Source organism: Pseudarthrobacter sp. TE9888 (assembly GCF_056279345.1).
On sequence record NZ_JBWBRD010000002.1, the window covers coordinates 3,754,132 to 3,773,097 of the forward strand.

17 protein-coding genes and 2 pseudogenes are annotated in these 18,966 nt (G+C 64.2%); 9 read left to right on the forward strand and 10 right to left on the reverse strand.

The window, feature by feature from the left end:
- Positions 1–15: 15 nt before the first annotated feature.
- The 3 genes from thrS to ACZ9J7_RS17865 all read right to left on the reverse strand — a co-directional run bounded on the left by thrS (position 16) and on the right by ACZ9J7_RS17865 (position 6,031).
- Complete coding sequence (gene thrS, locus ACZ9J7_RS17855; protein WP_476211289.1) at positions 16–2,025, reverse strand: threonine--tRNA ligase; 2,010 nt, start codon at positions 2,023–2,025, stop codon at positions 16–18.
- A gap of 128 nt (positions 2,026–2,153) precedes the next feature.
- The gene (locus tag ACZ9J7_RS17860) at positions 2,154–5,669 is read right to left on the reverse strand and encodes a DNA polymerase III subunit alpha (protein WP_476211290.1); all 3,516 of its coding nucleotides are present in this window, start codon (positions 5,667–5,669) and stop codon (positions 2,154–2,156) included.
- A gap of 11 nt (positions 5,670–5,680) precedes the next feature.
- Positions 5,681–6,031 (reverse strand): DUF6504 family protein, encoded by a 351-nt coding sequence (locus tag ACZ9J7_RS17865; RefSeq protein WP_476211893.1) that lies wholly within the window; start codon positions 6,029–6,031, stop codon positions 5,681–5,683.
- 131 nt (positions 6,032–6,162) lie between these two features.
- Between ACZ9J7_RS17865 and ACZ9J7_RS17870 the strand changes: the two genes are divergently transcribed.
- Positions 6,163–6,552: a hypothetical protein gene (locus ACZ9J7_RS17870; protein ID WP_476211292.1), complete on the forward strand. Its 390-nt coding sequence runs from the start codon at positions 6,163–6,165 to the stop codon at positions 6,550–6,552.
- A 6-nt stretch (positions 6,553–6,558) separates the two neighbouring features.
- On the opposite strand, the gene ACZ9J7_RS17875 is transcribed toward ACZ9J7_RS17870, so the two are convergent.
- On the reverse strand, positions 6,559–6,879 hold the full coding sequence (locus ACZ9J7_RS17875) for a chorismate mutase (protein ID WP_168223142.1): 321 nt from the start codon (positions 6,877–6,879) through the stop codon (positions 6,559–6,561).
- A gap of 19 nt (positions 6,880–6,898) precedes the next feature.
- Here ACZ9J7_RS17875 and ACZ9J7_RS17880 point away from each other — a divergent pair, with 19 nt between their 5' ends.
- On the forward strand, positions 6,899–7,321 hold the full coding sequence (locus ACZ9J7_RS17880) for a VOC family protein (RefSeq protein ID WP_476211294.1): 423 nt from the start codon (positions 6,899–6,901) through the stop codon (positions 7,319–7,321).
- 25 nt (positions 7,322–7,346) lie between these two features.
- Here the strand turns inward: ACZ9J7_RS17880 and ACZ9J7_RS17885 are convergent.
- Positions 7,347–7,790 (reverse strand): annotated as a pseudogene (locus tag ACZ9J7_RS17885) (SOS response-associated peptidase); the annotation flags it as partial.
- Positions 7,791–7,970: 180 nt separating this feature from the next.
- On the opposite strand from ACZ9J7_RS17885, the gene ACZ9J7_RS17890 reads away from it, so the two are divergent.
- The 6 genes from ACZ9J7_RS17890 (at position 7,971) to ACZ9J7_RS17915 (ending at position 13,905) form a co-directional block, all read left to right on the forward strand.
- Positions 7,971–9,149, forward strand: coding sequence for a tyrosine-type recombinase/integrase (locus tag ACZ9J7_RS17890; RefSeq protein ID WP_476211296.1), 1,179 nt, complete (start codon positions 7,971–7,973; stop codon positions 9,147–9,149).
- Complete coding sequence (locus tag ACZ9J7_RS17895; protein WP_476211297.1) at positions 9,136–11,268, forward strand: tyrosine-type recombinase/integrase; 2,133 nt, start codon at positions 9,136–9,138, stop codon at positions 11,266–11,268. Before ACZ9J7_RS17890 ends, ACZ9J7_RS17895 begins: the two co-directional genes overlap by 14 nt.
- On the forward strand, positions 11,265–11,678 hold the full coding sequence (locus ACZ9J7_RS17900; RefSeq protein WP_476211299.1) for a DUF6262 family protein: 414 nt from the start codon (positions 11,265–11,267) through the stop codon (positions 11,676–11,678). Before ACZ9J7_RS17895 ends, ACZ9J7_RS17900 begins: the two co-directional genes overlap by 4 nt.
- Positions 11,679–11,767: 89 nt before the next feature.
- A complete protein-coding gene (locus tag ACZ9J7_RS17905) occupies positions 11,768–12,487 on the forward strand; it encodes an SOS response-associated peptidase (RefSeq protein WP_476211300.1) in 720 nt (239 codons plus the stop codon).
- A 165-nt stretch (positions 12,488–12,652) separates the two neighbouring features.
- The gene (locus ACZ9J7_RS17910; RefSeq protein ID WP_476211302.1) at positions 12,653–13,264 is read left to right on the forward strand and encodes an RNA polymerase sigma factor; all 612 of its coding nucleotides are present in this window, start codon (positions 12,653–12,655) and stop codon (positions 13,262–13,264) included.
- The gene (locus ACZ9J7_RS17915; protein WP_476211304.1) at positions 13,261–13,905 is read left to right on the forward strand and encodes a hypothetical protein; all 645 of its coding nucleotides are present in this window, start codon (positions 13,261–13,263) and stop codon (positions 13,903–13,905) included. The genes ACZ9J7_RS17910 and ACZ9J7_RS17915 overlap by 4 nt, the downstream gene beginning before the upstream one ends.
- A gap of 168 nt (positions 13,906–14,073) precedes the next feature.
- On the opposite strand, the pseudogene ACZ9J7_RS17920 reads toward ACZ9J7_RS17915, so the two are convergent.
- Positions 14,074–14,379, reverse strand: a pseudogene (locus ACZ9J7_RS17920) (SOS response-associated peptidase family protein); the annotation flags it as partial.
- Between the two features lie 151 nt (positions 14,380–14,530).
- Between ACZ9J7_RS17920 and ACZ9J7_RS17925 the strand changes: the two are divergent.
- Positions 14,531–14,788: a mycoredoxin gene (locus tag ACZ9J7_RS17925; protein ID WP_476211306.1), complete on the forward strand. Its 258-nt coding sequence runs from the start codon at positions 14,531–14,533 to the stop codon at positions 14,786–14,788.
- 28 nt (positions 14,789–14,816) lie between these two features.
- Here the strand turns inward: ACZ9J7_RS17925 and ACZ9J7_RS17930 are convergent, their stop codons facing one another.
- The 4 genes from ACZ9J7_RS17930 to ACZ9J7_RS17945 all read right to left on the reverse strand — a co-directional run bounded on the left by ACZ9J7_RS17930 (position 14,817) and on the right by ACZ9J7_RS17945 (position 18,811).
- The gene (locus ACZ9J7_RS17930; protein ID WP_476211307.1) at positions 14,817–15,566 is read right to left on the reverse strand and encodes a lipoate--protein ligase family protein; all 750 of its coding nucleotides are present in this window, start codon (positions 15,564–15,566) and stop codon (positions 14,817–14,819) included.
- A 107-nt stretch (positions 15,567–15,673) separates the two neighbouring features.
- Positions 15,674–17,386: an ABC1 kinase family protein gene (locus ACZ9J7_RS17935; RefSeq protein ID WP_476211308.1), complete on the reverse strand. Its 1,713-nt coding sequence runs from the start codon at positions 17,384–17,386 to the stop codon at positions 15,674–15,676.
- Positions 17,387–17,391: 5 nt separating this feature from the next.
- Positions 17,392–17,931, reverse strand: coding sequence for a PadR family transcriptional regulator (locus ACZ9J7_RS17940; protein ID WP_476211309.1), 540 nt, complete (start codon positions 17,929–17,931; stop codon positions 17,392–17,394).
- A 76-nt stretch (positions 17,932–18,007) separates the two neighbouring features.
- Positions 18,008–18,811 carry a thioesterase family protein gene (locus ACZ9J7_RS17945; RefSeq protein ID WP_476211310.1) on the reverse strand — a complete coding sequence of 268 codons (804 nt, stop codon included), beginning with the start codon at positions 18,809–18,811 and terminating at the stop codon, positions 18,008–18,010.
- Between the last annotated feature and the right edge of the window lie 155 nt (positions 18,812–18,966).

An 18,966-nucleotide genomic window follows, 5' to 3' on the forward strand; every position in this document is an offset into this window, starting at 1 on the left:
GCTGTTTCCGTTCGGCTAGCTGGTCCGGTTGCGGACGGCTTCGGTGATGCGCTTGACTGCCTCAGCAACAGGCACACCGTTGTCCTGGCTTCCGTCGCGGAAGCGGAATGAAACGGCGCCCGCCTCGGCGTCGTCCCCGCCCGCGATCAGCACGAACGGGATCTTGTCCTTGCTGGCGGTGCGGATCTTCTTGGGGAAGCGGTCCGAGGTCGTGTCCACCTCGGCACGGATACCCGCCGCCTTGAGCTGGCCTACGACGTCGAACATGTAGTCGTTGAATGCCTCCGCCACCGGGATGCCCACGACCTGGACCGGGGCCAGCCACGCGGGGAAAGCCCCGGCGTAGTGCTCGGTAAGGACACCCATGAAGCGCTCCACCGATCCGAAGAGTGCACGGTGGATCATCACGGGACGCTGGCGGCTGCCATCGGCGGCCTGGTACTCGAGCTCGAAGCGCTCGGGCAGGTTGAAGTCCAGCTGGATGGTGGACATCTGCCAGGTGCGGCCCAGGGCATCCTTGGCCTGCACGGAAATCTTGGGGCCGTAGAAGGCGGCTCCGCCCGGATCGGGCACAAGCTCCAGCCCGGACTCCTGGGCCACCTCGGCGAGGGTGGCGGTGGCTTCCTCCCAGGTGGCGTCGTCGCCGACGTACTTCTCAGGGTCCTTGGTGGAGAGCTCCAGGTAGAAGTCATTCAGCCCGTAGTCCTTGAGCAGGTCCAGGACGAAGGTCAGTGTCTTGGTGAGTTCGTCCTTCATCTGCCCGCGGGTGCAGTAGATGTGGGCGTCGTCCTGTGTCATGCCCCGGACACGGGTGAGGCCGTGCACCACGCCGGACTTCTCGTAGCGGTATACCGAACCGAATTCGAACAGCCGCAGCGGCAGTTCGCGGTAGGACCGGCCGCGGGAGCGGAAGATCAGGTTGTGCATGGGGCAGTTCATCGGCTTCAGGTAGTAGTCCTGGCCGGGCTTGCGGACGGTGCCGTCCTCGTTGAGTTCAGGGTCGACGTGCATCGGGGGGAACATGCCGTCCCTGTACCAGTCCAGGTGGCCCGAGACCTCGTACAGGTGGCCCTTGGTGATGTGCGGGGTGTAGACGAACTCGTAGCCGGCCTCGACGTGGCGCTGGCGTGAGTAATCCTCCATCTCCTTGCGGATGATGCCGCCCTTGGGGTGGAAGACAGGAAGGCCCGAGCCCAGTTCGTCAGGGAAGGAGAACAGGTCCAGTTCGGAGCCGAGCTTGCGGTGGTCGCGGCGCTCGGCCTCGGCGATGCGCTCCTGGTAAGCCTTCAGGGCATCCTTGGTGGGCCAGGCGGTGCCGTAGATGCGCTGGAGCTGCTGGTTCTTCTGGTTGCCCAGCCAGTAGGCCGACGACGAACGGGTCAGGGCGAAGGCGTTGGAGATGAGCTTCGTGTTGGGCAGGTGCGGGCCGCGGCAGAGGTCGCACCAGACGGTGGTGCCTTCCTTGCGCTCGACGTTGTCGTAGATGGTGATGTCGCCGGCGCCGACTTCGACGTTCACGCCTTCCCCGGCTTCGGCGGCTTCGTTCTTCTTGCCCAAAAGTTCAAGCTTGTAGGGCTCGTTCTTCATGGCTTCGCGGGCCTCGTCCTCGCTGACCACGCGGCGGACGAACTTCTGGTTCTGGTTGATGATCTTCAGCATCATCTTTTCGAGGGTCTTGAGGTCCTCGGGGGTGAAGGGCTCGGCAACGTCGAAGTCGAAGTAGAAGCCGTCGGTGATGTACGGGCCGATGCCGAGATTGGCGTCGGGGCGCAACTGCTGCACAGCCTGGGCCATGACATGGGCGGTGGAGTGGCGCAGGACGTTCAGTCCGTCGGGCGAATCAATGGTGACGCCCTCCACCTCGGCGCCTTCGGGAAGTTCCTGGTCAAGGTCCTTCAGCTCGCCGTTGACGCGGGCAACAACAACGTCACGGCGCTCAAAGAAGAGTTCCGCACCGGTTGTCCCGGTAGTCACCTTGGTCTCTTCGCCATCGACGAGAAGGGTGATCTGCTGGGCATCTGACACGGGTGTCTCCTATTCAAAGTTAAGGCTTCATAGCTTGTGGCATACGGGGACCACAGCCAGCCACCGTCAATGCTATCGGTTCCGGTATGGGGCGACCAACGCGGCACACGGGGGCAGCGACGCAGCTCTCACCCGTTGAACCCGGTGATCGCAAGCGTCCTGCTGATGCCATCCAGCGGATGCGGCCCATCTCCGGCGGCATCATGCCTGGACACAGGGGCGGGCCCTGTGCCGGATTCCGGGAAGGGCAGGCTCTCCGTTCGGCTCAGGTCCCACGCCATGGACGCGCTGATGCTGATGCCCCTGGGACCGGTCCTTCTGGTGGTTCCACGGATCAGCAGCAGGCGGGTACCAAACAGCAGCGGACCGGCGCTTTCCTGGGCCTCGTGGAAGAACACTGAATCCACGCAGCCGGTACCGTCATCGATGCTGATGAACACCACCCGCCTTCCGCCGCGCATGGGCGGCGTCTGGGTGGCAACCCGAACCCCCGCCACCAGCACTTCGGTGCCGTTGCGCAGGCTGAGGAGCTTATCTGCCGTGGTGACGCCCAGCCGCTCCAGCAGGGGCCGGTGGCTGTCCATCAAGTGGGTACTGACATCCACGGCCATGAGGTCAAGTTCCGCCCGGACGTTTTCCACCACCGTGGGGGCTGGAAGCCCGGGTTTGATATTGCGCAGTTCGATGTCGCCCAGGGGCAGGGACAACTGCCCTTCCAGGACCTCAACGCCCTTCTTTCCTGTCTTTGCTGTTTGGAGCTGCTGCAGATGGTGCACCAGGTCCGCGCGGTTGGCAGGGCCTCCGGCTTCCCGGTGCAGGGAATCAAAAGCCCCCAGCTGCGCAAGGCGCCTGATGCTGGGCTTGCTCAGCCGCGAGCGCGCCCGAAGGTCCGCCAGCGAGTCGTAAGGCTGGCCGGCGACGATCCGTTTCAGTTCTGCAGCAGACAGGCCGTAGATTCCGTTCAGACTGAGCCGGATTCCGAGCCGGCCCGCATCCGCGCCTGACGCGATCCGCTCCACCCGGTATTCGGCTTTGCTCCGGTTAATGTCCAGGGGAAGGATGGGGATACCCAACCGGCGGGCTTCGGCCACCAGCAGCCGTTTGGGATACATGCCGGGGTCGTGCTCCCACAGGCCTGCAAGGAAAGCTTCGGGGTGGTGTGTCTTCAGCCAGGCGGACTGGTAGGTGGGGACGGCGAAGGCGGCCCCGTGGGCCTTGCAGAAACCGAAACTGGCAAAGGACTTCAATGTCCCCCACACCTTGTCCACTACTTCAGGGGTATACCCGTTGCCCTTGGCATGGCGCCGGAAGTACTCCTCCACCCTGGCTTCACCGGCCTCGTTGCTCAACGCCCTGCGGAATTCATCGGCTTTGGCCAGCCCGCAGCCGGTCATGACATCCAGCGTCTTCAGGATCTGTTCGTGGAAAACCGTGACCCCGTGGGTTTCCTGCAGCACTGGTTTGAGGTCAGGGTGCGGGTAGACCTCGGGGGCGAACCCGTGCCGGTGTTCCAGGAAAGGCCGTACCATGTCCGATTTCATGGGCCCCGGGCGGAACAGGGAAATATCGATGATGAGGTCGTTGAACTCCCGTGGCGCCATCTTGCCGATCAATTCGCGCTGTCCGGGGGATTCGATCTGGAAGCAGCCAAGGGTATGCGTGCTCCTGATCAGCTCATAGGTGGCTTCGTCGTCGAGGGGGACGGCATTCAGGTCGATCCTGCCGTTGGCGGCAATGTAATCCGGCCCCGAACCAACAGGTCCTGCGGGGTGGGTCCCGGCCTCCACCACTTCTTCCTTTGAGGGGTGGATCCTGATGATTTCCCGGACGGCAAAAGCCATGGCGCTTTGCATGCGGACACCCAGGACATCGAGTTTGAGCATGCCCATGGGGTCCATGTCGTGTTTGTCGAACTGGCTCATGGGCAGGCCAAGTCCGCTTGGCTGGACCGGTGTGCGGTCCAGGAGCGTGGCATCGCCCAGGATCACCCCGCATGGGTGCATGGATATGTGGCGCGGCAACCGGTCGAGTCGTTCGGTCAGGTCTACCAGCAGGTCAAGTTGCTGGTTTCCCTGCGCGTCGGACTGCTCCACCCTTCCGGCAAATTCCCGCAGTTCGGGTTTTTCCTGGAGGGCTTCACGGAATTTCCGTGCGGAAAACCGCCACAGCTGCTTGGCGATCTCCCCCACCTCGCCATCATCCATGCCCAGCGCCAGCCCGGCGTCGCGGACTGCACCACGGGCCCGGTATCCGTTCTGCATGCTCATCAGGGTTACGCGCTCGGAGCCGAAACGCTCGAAGATCCGGCGGTAGACGTTGTGGCGTTCGGCGCTTTCGACGTCAATGTCGATGTCCGGGAGCGTGGCACGGTCGTTGGAGAGGAAGCGTTCAAAGATCAGGTCATGCTGGAGGGGGTTCACGTGGCTGACGTCAATCAAGTAGTTGACCAGGCTGGATGCTCCCGATCCCCTGGCTGCCGCCCTGACCCCCATGTCCTGGATCATCCTGGAGACCTCGGCAACAGTGAGGAAGTAGGAGGAAAAGCCCAGGTTGTTGATGATCCCCAGTTCATGGTCCAAACGGGCCAGCATGTCCCGTTCCGCCGTACCTCCGATGCCAGGGAACCGCCTGCCGATTCCCGCATGGCAGCGCTGGAGGAGTTCTGTATGGGGATCCTGGCTGATACCGATGACGGCAGCTTCCGGCACCACGGGCTGTTTCCATCCCATGTCAGTGGCGGGGTCTATCCTGCAGAGGTCGGCGAGCGCCTCGGTCTGCGCCATCAATTGCTTGAGGTCTGCGGCACCATAACCGGCGGCGGAGATGATTTCCTTGCCAAGGCCCAGCATTTGATCCGCTGATTTCAACCACCCCTGGCCAGTGGGTTGCAGCAGTGGTTCCCCTGCCAGTTCAGGCAGGGACTTCAAGGTCCGTGCAGAGTCCAGTACATCTGCGGTTGGTGCGCCGTCCGCTGCGCAATACCGGACGGCGTTGGTGAGGACTGCAGGAACGTGGTGTTCCTCCGCGAGCCGCAGCATGCGCACAGCGTGCGCCGTGCTGAATGGGCTGCCTGGCGCGCTGAGTTGAGAGACGGTTTCCGCCACCACCGTTCCGGCGGGCATTGCGTCAAGCCATTGCTTGAACAGGGTCCTGGGACGCAGGTAGCGCCGCCCGCCCATGGCCCGGCCCACGTCCGAGTCCGGGCCGAGCAGTACCGTCAGCACCGGCTTGAGGGTCTTGGGGTCAAGGGTGCGGGAGGCCAGCTCGGCCCGGGTAACCGCTGCCGGCACCACTCCCCCGGCTTTCCCGGAGGTCCTCGCGTGCGCATCGGAAACAAGCCGGCACAAGGCGCGGTAGCCGGCACCGTTGTTCTGCCCCCTGGCCAGCACCACCACCCTGCCGGCTACCTGGGTGCGGTGATCGCCGTCGTCGTCAAATACCGCAAGGTCCACCCCCACAATGGGGTCGATGCCCGCCGCCATGCAGGCTTTGAGGTGCTTGATGGTGCCGTACAGGCCTTCCCGGTCGGTGCAGGCGAGGGCTGTGGCGCCATCGGCGGCGGCAGCCATGGCCAGTTCCTCCGGCCAGGAAACTCCGTAATGGGCGCTGAAGGCTGTGGAAACGTGCAGGTGGGTAAAGCTCATGCTGTTCCGGGTCAGGCAGTTCTGGGGTGAAGGGCGTCATGGATGCGCACCAGCCGCCAACGGTTGCTGCGGAGATGGCGGGAAAGGTCAAGGGTCAGGGCTTCTTCCCCGGGCTGGTCCTGCGCGGCGGCGGAACGGGAGGCCCCCCGGGCTGGCAGCACCTGGACCCGCCAGATTTCGTGGTCCACTACTCCGGGCCCGCTGCCCAGCGGAGCCCTGCTGTCCTCAGCCCACCACTGCCGGCGTTCGTACCAGCGGACGGGTTCTGCGCAGACGGTGTAGGACACACCGGCCCACACCAATGATTCCGGCTCACCGGTGGCAGCACACGCCACGTCAACGGATTCGCTGAACATGCCCATGCGCACCTCCCGGACCTGGCCCATCACAACTATATTCGAACATGTATTCGAATAAAATCAGTCTACGCCGGGTTCGCACCAAAACATAGGCGGGGGTGGACGGGGCGTGCGGCAGGGAGCAGGATGTTGGCATGAGTACCGATGACGCGCTCCTGAAGCAGGCCAGCATCAAGACCCAGGACTCCACCCTGGTTGCGACGTTCGATATCGACGGCACCATTCCGGTATCGGGCGCCTACGTGGTGGGGCTGATGGGGGCCTCGCCCGACTATTCGGCGCAGCGCCGGCTGTGCATTGAATTCATGAACGGGGAGGCAATCGCCTGCTACTCGTTCAACCGGGACCAGGGAATCGAGGAGGATTTCGACCTGTCCGGAGTGTCCCACTCGGAGAACAGCATCACCGGAAGCTTTCCCATGACGGCCTTGAACGGGCTCGGGAAGGGGCACGTCCTGTCAGCCTTCAGTGAAGCGGACGGCCGGGAGTTCCAGCACGGGGTGCCGGTGGAGGAAGCTCTTTAGGCTTCCTCAGCTGTTTTCTTTGTGGATCCGCAGTTCAAGTTCAATGAATGCGGAGATCATGGCCCGGTAGGTTGCTTCAACGATGTCCGGGTCGATGTCCTTTTTCTCCGCAGCCGACCGCACGTGTTCGATGATCCGCTCCACGCGGCCCGGGGCACGCACTTCCGCGTCGTCGCCCTTCAGCGTGCCGGCGATCCTGATCAGCCGCTCGCGGCGGGCGATCAGGGTGACGATCTGGTCATCGACTTCGTCAACGGCCACCCGGACAGCAGCGAGCTGTTCCCTGTCGGCGCGGGCATCCCGGTCGTTTCCTTGAATTGTCGCCATCATCTGACACTATCGAAGCATGGAGCCCAGAGTCGACTTTATTTCCCTCGGCGTGCGCAGTGTCGAGGAGTCCCGTGCCTTCTACGTTGATGGCCTCGGTTGGCCGGTCCACCGCGAAGTTGCCGGGGAAGTGCTGTTCATCCAGGTGAACCACGGCCTGGTGCTTTCGCTCTGGGATGCCCGCCAGATGCAGGCCGAAGCCGTTACCGGCCGACCTGACGGGATTCCCTGCATTACCTTGAGCCGCAACCTTGGCAGCCCCGAAGAGGTGGACAGCGTCATGGAACAGGCCGCTGCCGCGGGGGCAGCAGTTATTGCCGAGCCCGTCACCAAGGCCTGGGGCGGCTACACGGGGTACTTTGCCGATCCCGACGGTTTTCGCTGGGAAGTGGCGTACAACCCCACCTGGGCAGTGGACGACGCCGGTACGGTCACCGTCTGAGGGCAGTACACCCCGCGCAGGGCTGCTAGAATAGCGCTTCCACCGGGCGGATGAGTTCCGGACCGTTGTTGCGGACGTTGCCCACTTCCTTGCCCACCGATTCCACGTGCCAGTCCGCAGCGGCGTCCTTGACCCCTGACCGCACCAGGTCAACCAGCGCGGCGGCATCATCGGCCTGCGGGTCCAGCCAGGCCTCCATGGTGGACTTATCCATGGGCAGCGGCACCCTGTCGTGGAGTTCGGTCAACTTCCCAAAGATGGTGGATTCCGCCCCGGGCGGAGGGGTGTCCGCCGTGAGGATCGAGGTGGACAGCAACCAGCGGCCCGGCTCCCCCTCCGGAACGGACGGGTCCTTCCACCACTCATACAGGCCGGCGAAGGCCAGGCCGCGGTCCCCACCGGGATGGACGTAGTACGGCTGCTTCGCCTTCCCCGGGCCTTGCTTCCATTCGTAGTAGCCATCGGCCGGGTTATCCGATACTGAAAGGCCTCCGTCTTTAGAGTCTTCAACAGCCAGTCTTTGCCTTCCGGGAAGTGTTGAAGTCGGCACTATCTGGTACGCGTCTTTGACGTTGCGGCCGTCTTTCGTGTCGCTGCGAGGTCGGCGAGTCTGCCGGGTGGACTATGGGCTTGGCAAAGGAGCCGCGTGATGAGGGTGCAAAGCATACGGTTGGAGGGCGAGGAGCCCACTTGGACTGTTCTGGGCGCTGATCTGCTGCCAGCCAGGGAGATCGAGTCGTACCTTGAGTTTTTGCGGCAGACCGACGCGTCCCCGAACACAGTGAAGGCCTATGCGCGAGGTTTGGCCTTGTGGTGGGAGTTCCTCGAGCTTCGCGGCCGGAGCTGGGACGTGTTCGGTGTTGAGGATTTCACTGGTTTCCTTGGCTGGATGCGGTCGGGGCTCCCGCCGGGAGTTGCATCTCTGTCCGCAGCGCCGGCGCGGATCGCTGATGCAACGGCGGCCCAGAGACTGCAGGCGGTTCGCTCTTTCTATGTTTTTCAGCAGTGGCGCGGCCTCGAGGGAATTCCGGCGCTGTTCCTGGGTCGGGAGTCGAGCTCGCCGTACTTGCCATTCCTGACTCACATCCGACGCGGTTCTCGTGCGGCGTCTGTGTCGGTGAAGGTCCAGCGGCGACGGCGGGCGGCACCGACCTTGACGCCCGCGCAGATCGATTCCATCAAACAAGCCTGCGCGCACTGGGATCCCGGCACGAGGTCGTGGTCGGGATCTCTCAGGGACCGGCTGTTCTTTTCTTTGCTTGAGGAGACGGGCATGCGGCTGGGCGAGGCGCTGTCATTGCAGCACCGGGACTGGCATTCTGGCGGCGGCGAGAATCCGTACATCGAGGTCGTCCCACATCCCCATCCCCACGGGGCGCGGGTGAAGGGCGGAAATTACCGCAAGCTCTACATTTCCGACGAGCTGGACCGCCTCTACGCCGAGTACGTCTGGCACCTCTGCGAGGCGGGCCTGGACCTGGTGGTGGAGGACATCGACAGCTCATACGTTTTCGTGAACGTCGCCGGCGGAGAGCGCTTCGCGCCGATCCGCCCAGAGACGATTTACAAGCTGATCGCCAGGATAAAGCGCGTGCTTGGCGATCATGTGCCGGCGCGTTGGTCCCCACACTGGTTCCGTCACACGCATGCCACGGCCCTGCTTCTCTCTGGCCGACCGATTCATGTGGTCAGTCGACGACTCGGTCACGCCGATGTCCAGACGACCCTGAACACCTACGCCTGGGTGACTGAGGACGAAGAGTTACGGGCACTGGCCGATTGGTCCGCCGTGACAAAACAATGGAGGGACGGGCATGCGGACATCTGACGCAGAAATGGTCGGGATCCTGAGTGCGAGCGGAGCGCCGGGCTTCGACGCGGCACGGAACGAGGAACTGCTCAGCGCGGTCCCCGAAGGGCTTCGGCTGCTGCACTACACGCGGGACTCGGTCCCGGCCGAGCACCTGAGCTCATTCGGTTTCTACCATGACAAGATCGGCAACATTCACCTCGACGGCCTGACGACGACGATGCAGAACGAGTTGATGTTCGCGATCTGGCGCATCGTCGAGCTCGGTGGGCGCGTGCCCTGCGCGTCGCTGGGATTACTCCTGAGGGAGCTCGCCGCGACATCGAAACGGCTGCAGCGGGCGGGCCAGCCGTTCGAGAGCGTGATGGACTACACGCCGGCGGGATGGCGCACCGAGCTGGCTACGACCTGGGTGCGCCGCACAAAGCAGCTGCCCAATCCGAACACGCTGCGCACTATCCTGTCTCCGCTGGATCGGGTCAGCAAGCTGCTCTGGTTCGCATACGACACGAGGCCATGGTGGCAGCGAGAGATCTGGGACCTGACCATGGACCTGCGGATCCCCCGGCGGCCGCAGGAGATGCTCTCGCAGGTCGCGATCCACTGGCACCGACTCCAACCCGGGTGGTTCCGTCACGGCGCGATGTTCTACGTCAAGACCCAACTCGAGGCGGGCCAGCTAACCTGGGCAAGCGTGCACGGACGCCACAACTCGCTCCTTGCCTTTGGACAATTTGCTGCAGCCCGAGGTCTCCCGGGTCCGCGACTCACTTCCGACCCCGCTCGACTGCGCCCGTTAATGTTGGAGTTCCTGGGCGAGATCCGTCAGACGAAGACACGCAACGGGAAGAACGCCGGCAAGCCCCGTTCGATCGGGAGCGTTGCGCAGATCACCGCGGCAGTCCGGGGACTCTACGCGTTCATGAACGATTTCGGCCCCGAGGTTGCGGCGGCGCTCGGCGATGAGCGTTGGGCCGGCATCGGTCCCGAGTATTTGAGGTTCTGGCGGCCCGGAGACATTCCGCGGGTTCACAAGAACCGCTACGACGAACGGCACCTGTTTACCGACGCCGTCATGTCGGCGCTGGCGTCACACGCTCACCTGCTTGGCGTCCCTCGCTCGCTCGGTGGGTTGGGGGATGAGCAGGGGATGCGGATTCTGCTTCTGATGATGGCCACAGGGCGTCGGATCAACGAGATCTGCATGCTGGACCTTGACCCGATCATCCCGGTTGAGGGTCCCACGCCTGAGGGCGGGAAGATCGCGAAGCTGCGCTACCAGCAGACGAAAATCCTGGACGCGCCGGACACGATCTTCGTCGACCAGGAAGTCACTGCGATCGTTGCCGAGCAGCGCCGGTGGCTCACCGAACACTTCGAGACCGATGTGACGCCGAAGTACTTGTTCGTCAAGGCTCAGGGCAATTTGCGCGGCCAGCACCCTTACAAGGACGGGCGGTTTCGACAACAACTGCGTCATCTCGTAGCCCTCGCGGGGTTGACCGAACCCGACGGGACCCCGCTGGATCTAGGCAAAACACACCGGTTCCGGCACACGAAAGCGACAGGCCTCATCAACGCCGGTGTCCCCCTGCACGTCGTCCAGCGCTATATGGGCCATCTAAGCCCGGAAATGACGATGCACTACGCACAAACCCTGGACGCAACAGCGAAAGCAGAGTTCCTCCGCTACCGCAAGATCACGACATCGGGCTCCGCATCGGCGATCGCAGGCGAGGACCTCTACGAGCTGATGGCATTGGACTCACGCACCGACCGGGTACTACCGAACGGCTGGTGCACGCTGCCTCCGGCCAAGAGTTGCGACAAAGGCAACGCCTGCCTCACCTGCAACCTGTTCGTTACCGACGAACGATTCCTGGGCGTCCACGAGGGCGAGGCCGTCGCTCTCGACCAGCTCATCGACAGCCGGCAGGCTGCGCACCAGCAACGCACGGGGCAACCGATGAGCGAAAACCACGTCTGGCTCACGCTCCGGCGCCGAGAACAGCGCGCACTCGAGACCATAGTAGAGACGCTCAAAACATCACCGAACGAGGCTCACGAGCCAATCCGAGGTGCAGGAGCGCAAACCCGCATCAACGCGGACCGCCACGATCCGCAGGAGCCGCAGTGAGCCGCGGCAATCCGGAACTACTCGCCCAGGCTGCGGCACGAAAACGCCAAGCAGCGCGGGACCGCGCTGACGCCGGAATACGTGCACTACTGAAAGCCGGCGCACCCATCACCTTTGAGGCGGTCGCGACGGCGGGCCACGTTTCCAAGGACTTTCTCTACCGCACGACTGATCTGCGTAACCGCATCCAAGACCTTCGCAGCCGCACTGCCGGCATGCGGGCGCCCCTGCCCAACGAGCCCGCCGCGGCAACCTCCACAAGCAACATCGTCCGCACCCTCACCATCTCCCTCCGAGACGAACGGGCCCGGCATCGGGCCGAGATCTCCGAACTCAAGGCCGCTCTGGAAGCCGCCCATGGCGAACTGCTGCGGCTGCGGCGCCACCCTGGTTTGCACGATGCCGACTGACCAACGGATCCCCCTTCCATCGATGCACTGGACGACAGTTGAGGCCACGGGACAGGATGAGCGGCCGCAGCAGCGGGCATAATGGCCCTATGTGCGGCAGATACGTCATGAGCAGAGCTGTCGGTGATCTTCTCGCGGCTTTCGACGTCGAGGAGTCCTACGTCGACGAACTCCAGCCTTCCTACAACGTGGCCCCAACAGACACGGTCCCCCTGATTCTGGACCGGAGCTCAGGAGACGGCGCACCAGTGACGAGAAAGTTAGTCACCGCACGCTGGGGCCTTGTTCCGTCCTGGGCCAAGGACCCCAAAGGCGGTGCGAGACTCATCAACGCCAGAATGGAAACCATCACCGAGAAACCCTCCTTCAGGAAAGCCGCATCGGCAAGACGGGGATTGCTCGCAGGCGACGGATACTTTGAGTGGGAAAAAACCCCTGAGGGCGGGAAGATCCCCACATACCTCCACGGGCCAGACAACCAAATCCTTGCCTTCGCGGCCCTCTTTGAAAACTGGCCCGATCCTTCCCTGCCCAACGACCACCCTGACAAATGGTTGCGCACAGCTACGATCATCACCACCAATGCCACCGATGCCCTCGGCCACATCCACGACCGCACCCCGCTGATCGTGCCTCCAGAAATGTATTCGGACTGGCTCGACCCGGACACAACCTCCGAGGCAGACGTCCGTGCCCTACTGGATTCCATGCCCGAACCGCACCTGATCCCCCGCGTGGTCAGCAACCGCGTCAACAGCGTGCGGAACGACGGTCCGGAGCTTATTGAACCGGCCCCCGCCGACAGCTGACGGCCTTTGGCCACCGCCGGATCGCCCGCAGCAGGAGCCGCTACGCCTAATCTCACGAACGATCGCATCAATCCGGCAAGCCGAAATAACCCCCGTTTCTAGCTAGGAGTTGGAACAAATCCCGGACATTGTGGAACCAATTCAATGGTCCGGACACTATGGAGTATGAGCGGGGGATCAGAGAGCACGGATGAGGCCTTGTGGCTGCTGGTAATCAACGGCGATGGTGACGCATTTGGAAGGCTTTTTGATCGGCACCGAGATCGAGTGCTCCGTCATTCGATAAGAATTATTGGCCCTGGTCCTGATGCCGAAGACATTACCGCCATCGTCTTCTATGAAGCCTGGCGTCGCAGAGAGCACGTGCGCATAGTCAACGGCTCCATACTCGCCTGGCTGTTGGTCACGGCCAACAACACCATCCGCAACCACAACCGCCAGCGACGGCGGTACAAGGCCTTTCTGGATCAGCTTCCACCGCCAACCCTGGGAGCAGATGTTGCCGACGAATTGGCTGATTCCGCCGAACGTGATGTGGAGGCAGCGCTGTTGCGGGCAGCTTTTGCACGGCTCAAACCACGGGATCGTGACGTGCTGACTCTGTGTGTTATTGAGGGGCTGAGTCTTCGACAAGCTGCCCTTGCCCTCGCAATTGCGGAAGGAACAGTGAAATCACGTCTGCACCGCGCGAAGACAAGGCTAGGAGCGTTCTACAGGGCTCTGGACCTAAACACCCCTCCGACTGAACAAGTATTTTTCGAAGGCAGGACATTGTGAGCCCCTACCAATTCCATGCTGAGAGAAGCGCCGCGCTGCGCCAGCAGCTCGTACAGCTGCCAGTGCCTGTCCAACACCCCTTCATCCATGATGGCGAGCGTCCGGAAGCGCCGGCAAGGGATAGGAAACGAAGAGGCCGGCGCCTGGGTGCTGGCACCCTCGCAGGCGCTCTAGTACTTGGCGCACTGGCCCTAGCGACAACCCCTGAGGACAGATCAGAGGACGCCTCCAGGATCATCGAAGCACTAAACCACCCACAGCAGGAGACGGACAGGGTTCCTGCCGGAGCACTCCCCGTTATAGGGAATGCAGGCATTAATGCCTCGGATACCCGGCTCTTGGGACACAGCGCGACGATCACGTACTACGGCGCCCCTGCTGCAGAGAACCTCAGCCCCGGTGCTCCCGCCGGCAAGACGATTTGCATGATTCCAGTCGACGCCCACGGAGAAAGCAAAACCATAGGGTGCACTCTGTTGAAAAGCTTCGAATCCTACGGCCTCAAGATCGAGACTCCGGACCGGACCGAAGCTGGGTGGCTTGTGGTTCCCGCAGCCGCCAAAACGAGCCTGGAATCCGTCAAGAAAGAGGGCGGCTGGACCCAGCAAGCTCCAAACTTCCTGGCCCGTAACAACAACTAGTTCTCCTGAGCTGACAGATCCATTTCCTCGGTAGGGGGAAGACCGTCGGACATTGAGCGAGCTGGCATACGAAATGGAACCTAACAGACGAATCACCCGCATTGATGACGCGTCTTCAGCAGTTTCAGTCCCCAAGCGTCGGGGCCGCCGACTAAACAACTACAGATAAGCCGGGACGGCACAGCGTCGGGACTGCACAGCCTTGCGGAAGGCAGGCTTGTCCAGCACCGATTCACTCCTGGCGTTGATCATGCGGGAGCCGATGCCTGGATCCTTGGCCCAGGACGGAACCAGGCCCCAGCGCGCCACGTGCAGCTGGCGCACCTGGCGGGGCGCGGCACTGTCCTCCACCAGCCGCTCCAGCACGATCGGGACGGCGTCGGTGGGTGCGACATTCCACGACGGCGGGATGCTCACCTCATCCTCGAGTTCGGCGTCGAACTCGGCCAGGAGGTCCCCCACGGCTCGTGCCATTACGTAGCGTCCACACATGGCACCAGCTTGCCACCGCGCGCCACAAACTGTCATCCGGGCACCGCAGCAGCCTATCGACACCCGGGAATACCGGCCGCCGCGCTACGGTTGACAGTAAGGAAACCTTTCAAGCGACGTTTAGGAGATCCCTGTGGACTTCACTCCCGAATCCGGCACCATCACCATGTTTTCCACCACGTGGTGCGGCTACTGCAACCGGCTCAAGAAGCAGCTGGACGCCCAGGGGATTGGCTACAACGAAATCAATATCGAAGAAGTGAACGGCACTGCCGAGCTCGTGGAGCAGCTGAACGGCGGCAACCGCACCGTACCCACGGTCCTCTTCCCGGACGGCACCGCGGCCACCAACCCCTCAGCCGCCGAGGTCAAGAGCCGCCTGGCTGCCTGACCGGCCGCCCCGGACCAATTGCTGCGGGTCATGCCCCCAGGCTGCTGAAGGAAGCAGTTTCCAGGGTGGCATGGCCCGCATACGTTTGCAGGAGGGCCTGTTCAACAGCGGCCACGTCCACACCCGGCACCAGGTCATTGGCGGCGCCGGCGGTGGCAGGATCCCAGTCCAGGCCAAGCGCCGCGTAACTGTCGGTAAGCACTTTGCGGATCGGGGCGGAGTCCTCCACCACGATCACCGAGCTGAAGAGCCATGCACCGGAGACCACCCTTTGGGCGGTGCCCACCAGTTTCACCCTGCGGGAACTGTCCGTGGCATCGGTTCCGTGGACGCTGAACTCGCCGGGACAGTACTCGCCGGGGATCTCCCCTACCGCCGCCTGCACGCCTACGTGCTGCAGCGCGTCCGCGAACAGGCCGCCGAAGTACCCGAACCGGGCCTTGGATCCGGCGACGGCATCCGTGTCCGGCTCGATGTGGTCCACCACCAGGGTGCCCCAATGGTAGGCGGCTGCGCGTCCGCCTGCCCTCCGGACCAGGGGTTCGAAACCGTTGTCGCGGCATGCCTGGGCGGCGGCCTCAAATCCCGGCAGCCGGGTGTCCCGCTGCCCGAACGCCACCGTGGGCGCGGGCCGGTACAGCCGCAGGGTGGGACCGATTCCGCCGCTTCGCGCCCTCGCCAGCAGCTCCAGCCCGAATTCAAGGTCGCGGCCCGCCCCGAGCGACACATCCTGCCGCACCACGGTGAGCGTGCTGGATCCGGTACCGGTGTGGTGCATAGTGCGGGGCTCCCAGGCATTCAGCGTCGACAGCTTCGGTGGCGACAGGTTCAACGCCTGCGGATGGGCAGGCCATCCCTAGGTTACGCCCGACGCCGGCGGCGGCCTTAACGCCCCCGGCGCCCCACCCACAGGGCATGCAGCAGCGGAACGGCGGATGCGGTCATCAGCACATTGCCCAGGGCAACATCGTCAGGCCGGACCACTGCCCCGGCGAGCAGCAGGGCTCCGAAGACCAGGGCGGACGCCGAGCGGCGCACAGCCCGGTCCAGCCGGGCAGCCTGGCGCTCCAGGCGCGGGACGGCAACCTGCAGCGAGCCCTCCTCCAGGCGGCCCGCCAGGGCGTCGAGCCGGCCTGGCAGCCGGAAGGCAACAGCGGCGGCGTCGATGGCCTGCCGGGCCGCGTCCTGCACCACGTTGCCCCGCTCGTTCCGCAGCAGCCGGGCGGCGTACGGCTCCACCGAGTCCCAGAGGTTGAAACGCTCGTCCAGGGCACTGCACACTCCGGAGGTGAGGGACATGGCCCGGATGATGAGCAGGAAGTTTTCCGGCAGCTGGAACGGCAGTGAGCGGACCACGTCGCCGAACTCCACTGCAAAGTCACGGAACTCGCGGGGGTCCACGTCGCGGAGTTCGGCGAAGCCCATACCGCCGAAACGGGCAAAAAGCTGGGTCATGGCGCGCTCCAGGCCAACGCTGTCCGCGGACGGCATCAGGACGCCCACGTCGTTGATGGCCGCCACCAGGCCCTTCCCGTCCCGGGCGGCGGCCGCAATCAGCAGCTTCCGCAGCCCGCTGCGCGTGGAGGCAGTCACCTCGCCCATCATGCCGAAATCGATGAACGTCAGTTTCCAGGGCAGTTCCCCTTCCCCTGGCGGAACCGGGGTGACAAAGATGTTCCCCGGATGCGGGTCGGCGTGGAAGAAGCCGTTGGTGAACAGCTGGTCGAACATGATGGACGCGAACACCGGGGCCACGGTTGCTGGATCGATGCCGGCGGCACGCAGGGCCTGGACGTCCGTGATCTTGATCGCAGTGACGTCTTCCAGGGTGAGCACCCGGCGGGTGGTCCGCTCCCACACCACGCCCGGAACCTCCACCCGGCCATCACCGGCGAAGTCCGCGGCAAAACGCTCGGCATTGACGGCTTCATGCAGGTAGTCGATTTCCAGCAGGCTGGTCTGTGCGAACTCCTCCACCAACGCCGGCATGTCCGCCCGGCGGGAAACGAGCCGGATGTGGCTGAGCCAGCCGGCAACCCTGCGCAGGGCGGCGAGGTCGACGTCGACAATAGCGCCGATGCCCGGCCGCTGCACCTTCAGGACCACGGCATCCAGGCCGGTGTCCCCGGCATCGACGGAATCCAGGCGTGCCCGGTGCGCCTGGCCCAGGGAGGCCGCCGCGATGGGCGCTGGATCGACGGAGGCAAAGACGCGCTCCAGCGGCGTCCCCAGTTCCTGCGCCGCGAGGGCAGAGATGGCGGGGAAGGCCACCGGGGGCACCTCGTCCTGCAGCCCCTCCAGCTCCTTGGTGATTTCCGGCGGCAGGACATCAAGGCGCGAGGACAGGAACTGGCCCACCTTGATCATGAGCCCCCCAAGTTCCACGGCGAGGTCGTGGAACCGCTGGGCGAAGCGCCGCATCCGCCGGGAACGGCTCCGAGCGGCCATCGGGCCGAGTCCCACCCGCGGCAGGAACAGCTCGAACCACCAGGTGGAGGCAAGGTTCCATGCCGCGAAGCGCAGGATCCGCCGGTAGCGCCCGCGGTGCTCCCGCAGGGGTGGCGGAGGGTTGGCCCCGCCCTGGACCGTGGACGCCACCCGGTTCAGTCCTGGGCGAGGATCGCGTACAGGCGACGGCGGGCCTCATCCAGCACCGCCACGGCCTGGTGCACCTGGTCCTGGGACCCCGTGCGTCCCACCTGCGCCGCGGCCTGGGCCAGCTCGATCCCGGCCTTGGGGAGGGAAGCAACGCCGCCGGACATCTGACCGGCCGGATCCCAGGGGGCCGAGCCATGGGTGGCCGCCACTTCCTCGCGGCCGGCTTCGGTCAGCGAATAGATCTTGCGGCCGTTCGCTTCCTCGGCACTGATCGATCCTTCATCCGCCAGCAGCTGCAGCGTCGGGTACACCGAACCTGCGCTCGGCTTCCAGCTGCCGCCGCTGCGCTCCTCGATCTCCCGGATAATCTGGTACCCGTGCATGGGCTGCTCCGCGAGCAGTGCCAGGACCGCCGCCCGCACTTCGCCTTTTCCGGCCCGGGTTCCGGCCCGCTTCTCAAACCGGGAACGCAGCTCCTCGACGGCCTGCCACATGCCATCGAGGTTGTTTCCGCCAAATCCGCCTGCAGGGTGTGAAGCACGCATGATGAACTCCTTTGCCGATCGCGAACGATATACAACGATACCCAACGATACATGCCTGCACCATAGCCGGGGAAAGTCAGGATTTGCGCAATGTCAGGATTTGTTCGGCCCGGCCGAACGGGCCCTGCAGGTCGTGGAGCACGGTGGATGTCAGCCCGATGCCATCGCTGCCGAAGGAGACGGCGTTGTCCAGTCCCAGCCATTCCCCCTGGGGACGGCGGTACATGTGGATCTGCAGGTCCAGGTTGGGGAACGCGTAGCTGCCCTCTCCCGGCGGAACCCGGGCAGCGATGCCGTTGGCTGTATCAACCAGGCCCATGAGCCGGGCCAGGTCGCCGCTGTCGGCGGCGCTGGTCAGCGGGTGGTCGGTGCGGAGCCACACCTTGCCGGACCCAGGGCGGTGGCCCTCAGCCACCCTCATTTCGAGGGAGCGGATGTAGCCGCCGGGCCAAATGGCTGCGGCGTCGTACGGTTTGCATTCGTCCGGGCCGGGAATGGCGGTGTCCTCGACGGCGGCAACGCCGGCGGTATCGCTGGTCAGCATGCGCCACCCGGTGGCGCGGATGGCGGTGCGCCCGCCGGCCACCAGTTCCGCCTGCACCAGTTCGATGGTTTTGCCGGGCCGCAGGGTGGCGGTGTCGATCCGGAATTCCCCGCCGGGAATCAGCCCAAGGATCTCGTAGCTGATGCGGGCCATCCGCATGTCGTCCCGTGGCTGGTGCCGTTCAAGGACGTCCGCCATGAGGCCCGATGCCGGCGCCATGTGCTGTTCGTGGGCGTTCCAGGCGCCCTGGGCATGGATGGTGGACCGGAATCGGGCGCCGCCCAGGTCCTGGTAGTAGAAGTTGCCGTCGGCGAGTTCAGGCAGGTCTGCGGTCAAGGCTGGCCCCTTACGGAAATTCAGTGAATTGCCACTAACTCTATCTCCCGGGGACATGGCACGGCACGGCCGCGCAGGCAGCGAAATGTTGGAGGGTGCGGGTGGCAATCGGACTAGAGTAAGGAACTGGTCCTGTCAGCAACCCTCAAAAGAGG

Excerpts from the sequence above, each read along its gene's own strand:
- ACZ9J7_RS17860 (WP_476211290.1), bottom strand. The coding sequence starts at position 5,669 with ATGAGCTTTACCCACCTGCACGTTTCCACAGCCTTCAGCGCCCATTAC.
- ACZ9J7_RS17895 (WP_476211297.1), top strand. The coding sequence starts at position 9,136 with ATGCGGACATCTGACGCAGAAATGGTCGGGATCCTGAGTGCGAGCGGA.
- ACZ9J7_RS17890 (WP_476211296.1), top strand. The coding sequence starts at position 7,971 with ATGAGGGTGCAAAGCATACGGTTGGAGGGCGAGGAGCCCACTTGGACT.
- ACZ9J7_RS17940 (WP_476211309.1), bottom strand. The coding sequence starts at position 17,931 with ATGCGTGCTTCACACCCTGCAGGCGGATTTGGCGGAAACAACCTCGAT.
- ACZ9J7_RS17905 (WP_476211300.1), top strand. The coding sequence starts at position 11,768 with ATGTGCGGCAGATACGTCATGAGCAGAGCTGTCGGTGATCTTCTCGCG.
- ACZ9J7_RS17865 (WP_476211893.1), bottom strand. The coding sequence starts at position 6,031 with ATGGGCATGTTCAGCGAATCCGTTGACGTGGCGTGTGCTGCCACCGGT.
- ACZ9J7_RS17870 (WP_476211292.1), top strand. The coding sequence starts at position 6,163 with ATGAGTACCGATGACGCGCTCCTGAAGCAGGCCAGCATCAAGACCCAG.
- ACZ9J7_RS17875 (WP_168223142.1), bottom strand. The coding sequence starts at position 6,879 with ATGGCGACAATTCAAGGAAACGACCGGGATGCCCGCGCCGACAGGGAA.
- ACZ9J7_RS17930 (WP_476211307.1), bottom strand. The coding sequence starts at position 15,566 with ATGCACCACACCGGTACCGGATCCAGCACGCTCACCGTGGTGCGGCAG.
- ACZ9J7_RS17910 (WP_476211302.1), top strand. The coding sequence starts at position 12,653 with ATGAGCGGGGGATCAGAGAGCACGGATGAGGCCTTGTGGCTGCTGGTA.
- ACZ9J7_RS17880 (WP_476211294.1), top strand. The coding sequence starts at position 6,899 with ATGGAGCCCAGAGTCGACTTTATTTCCCTCGGCGTGCGCAGTGTCGAG.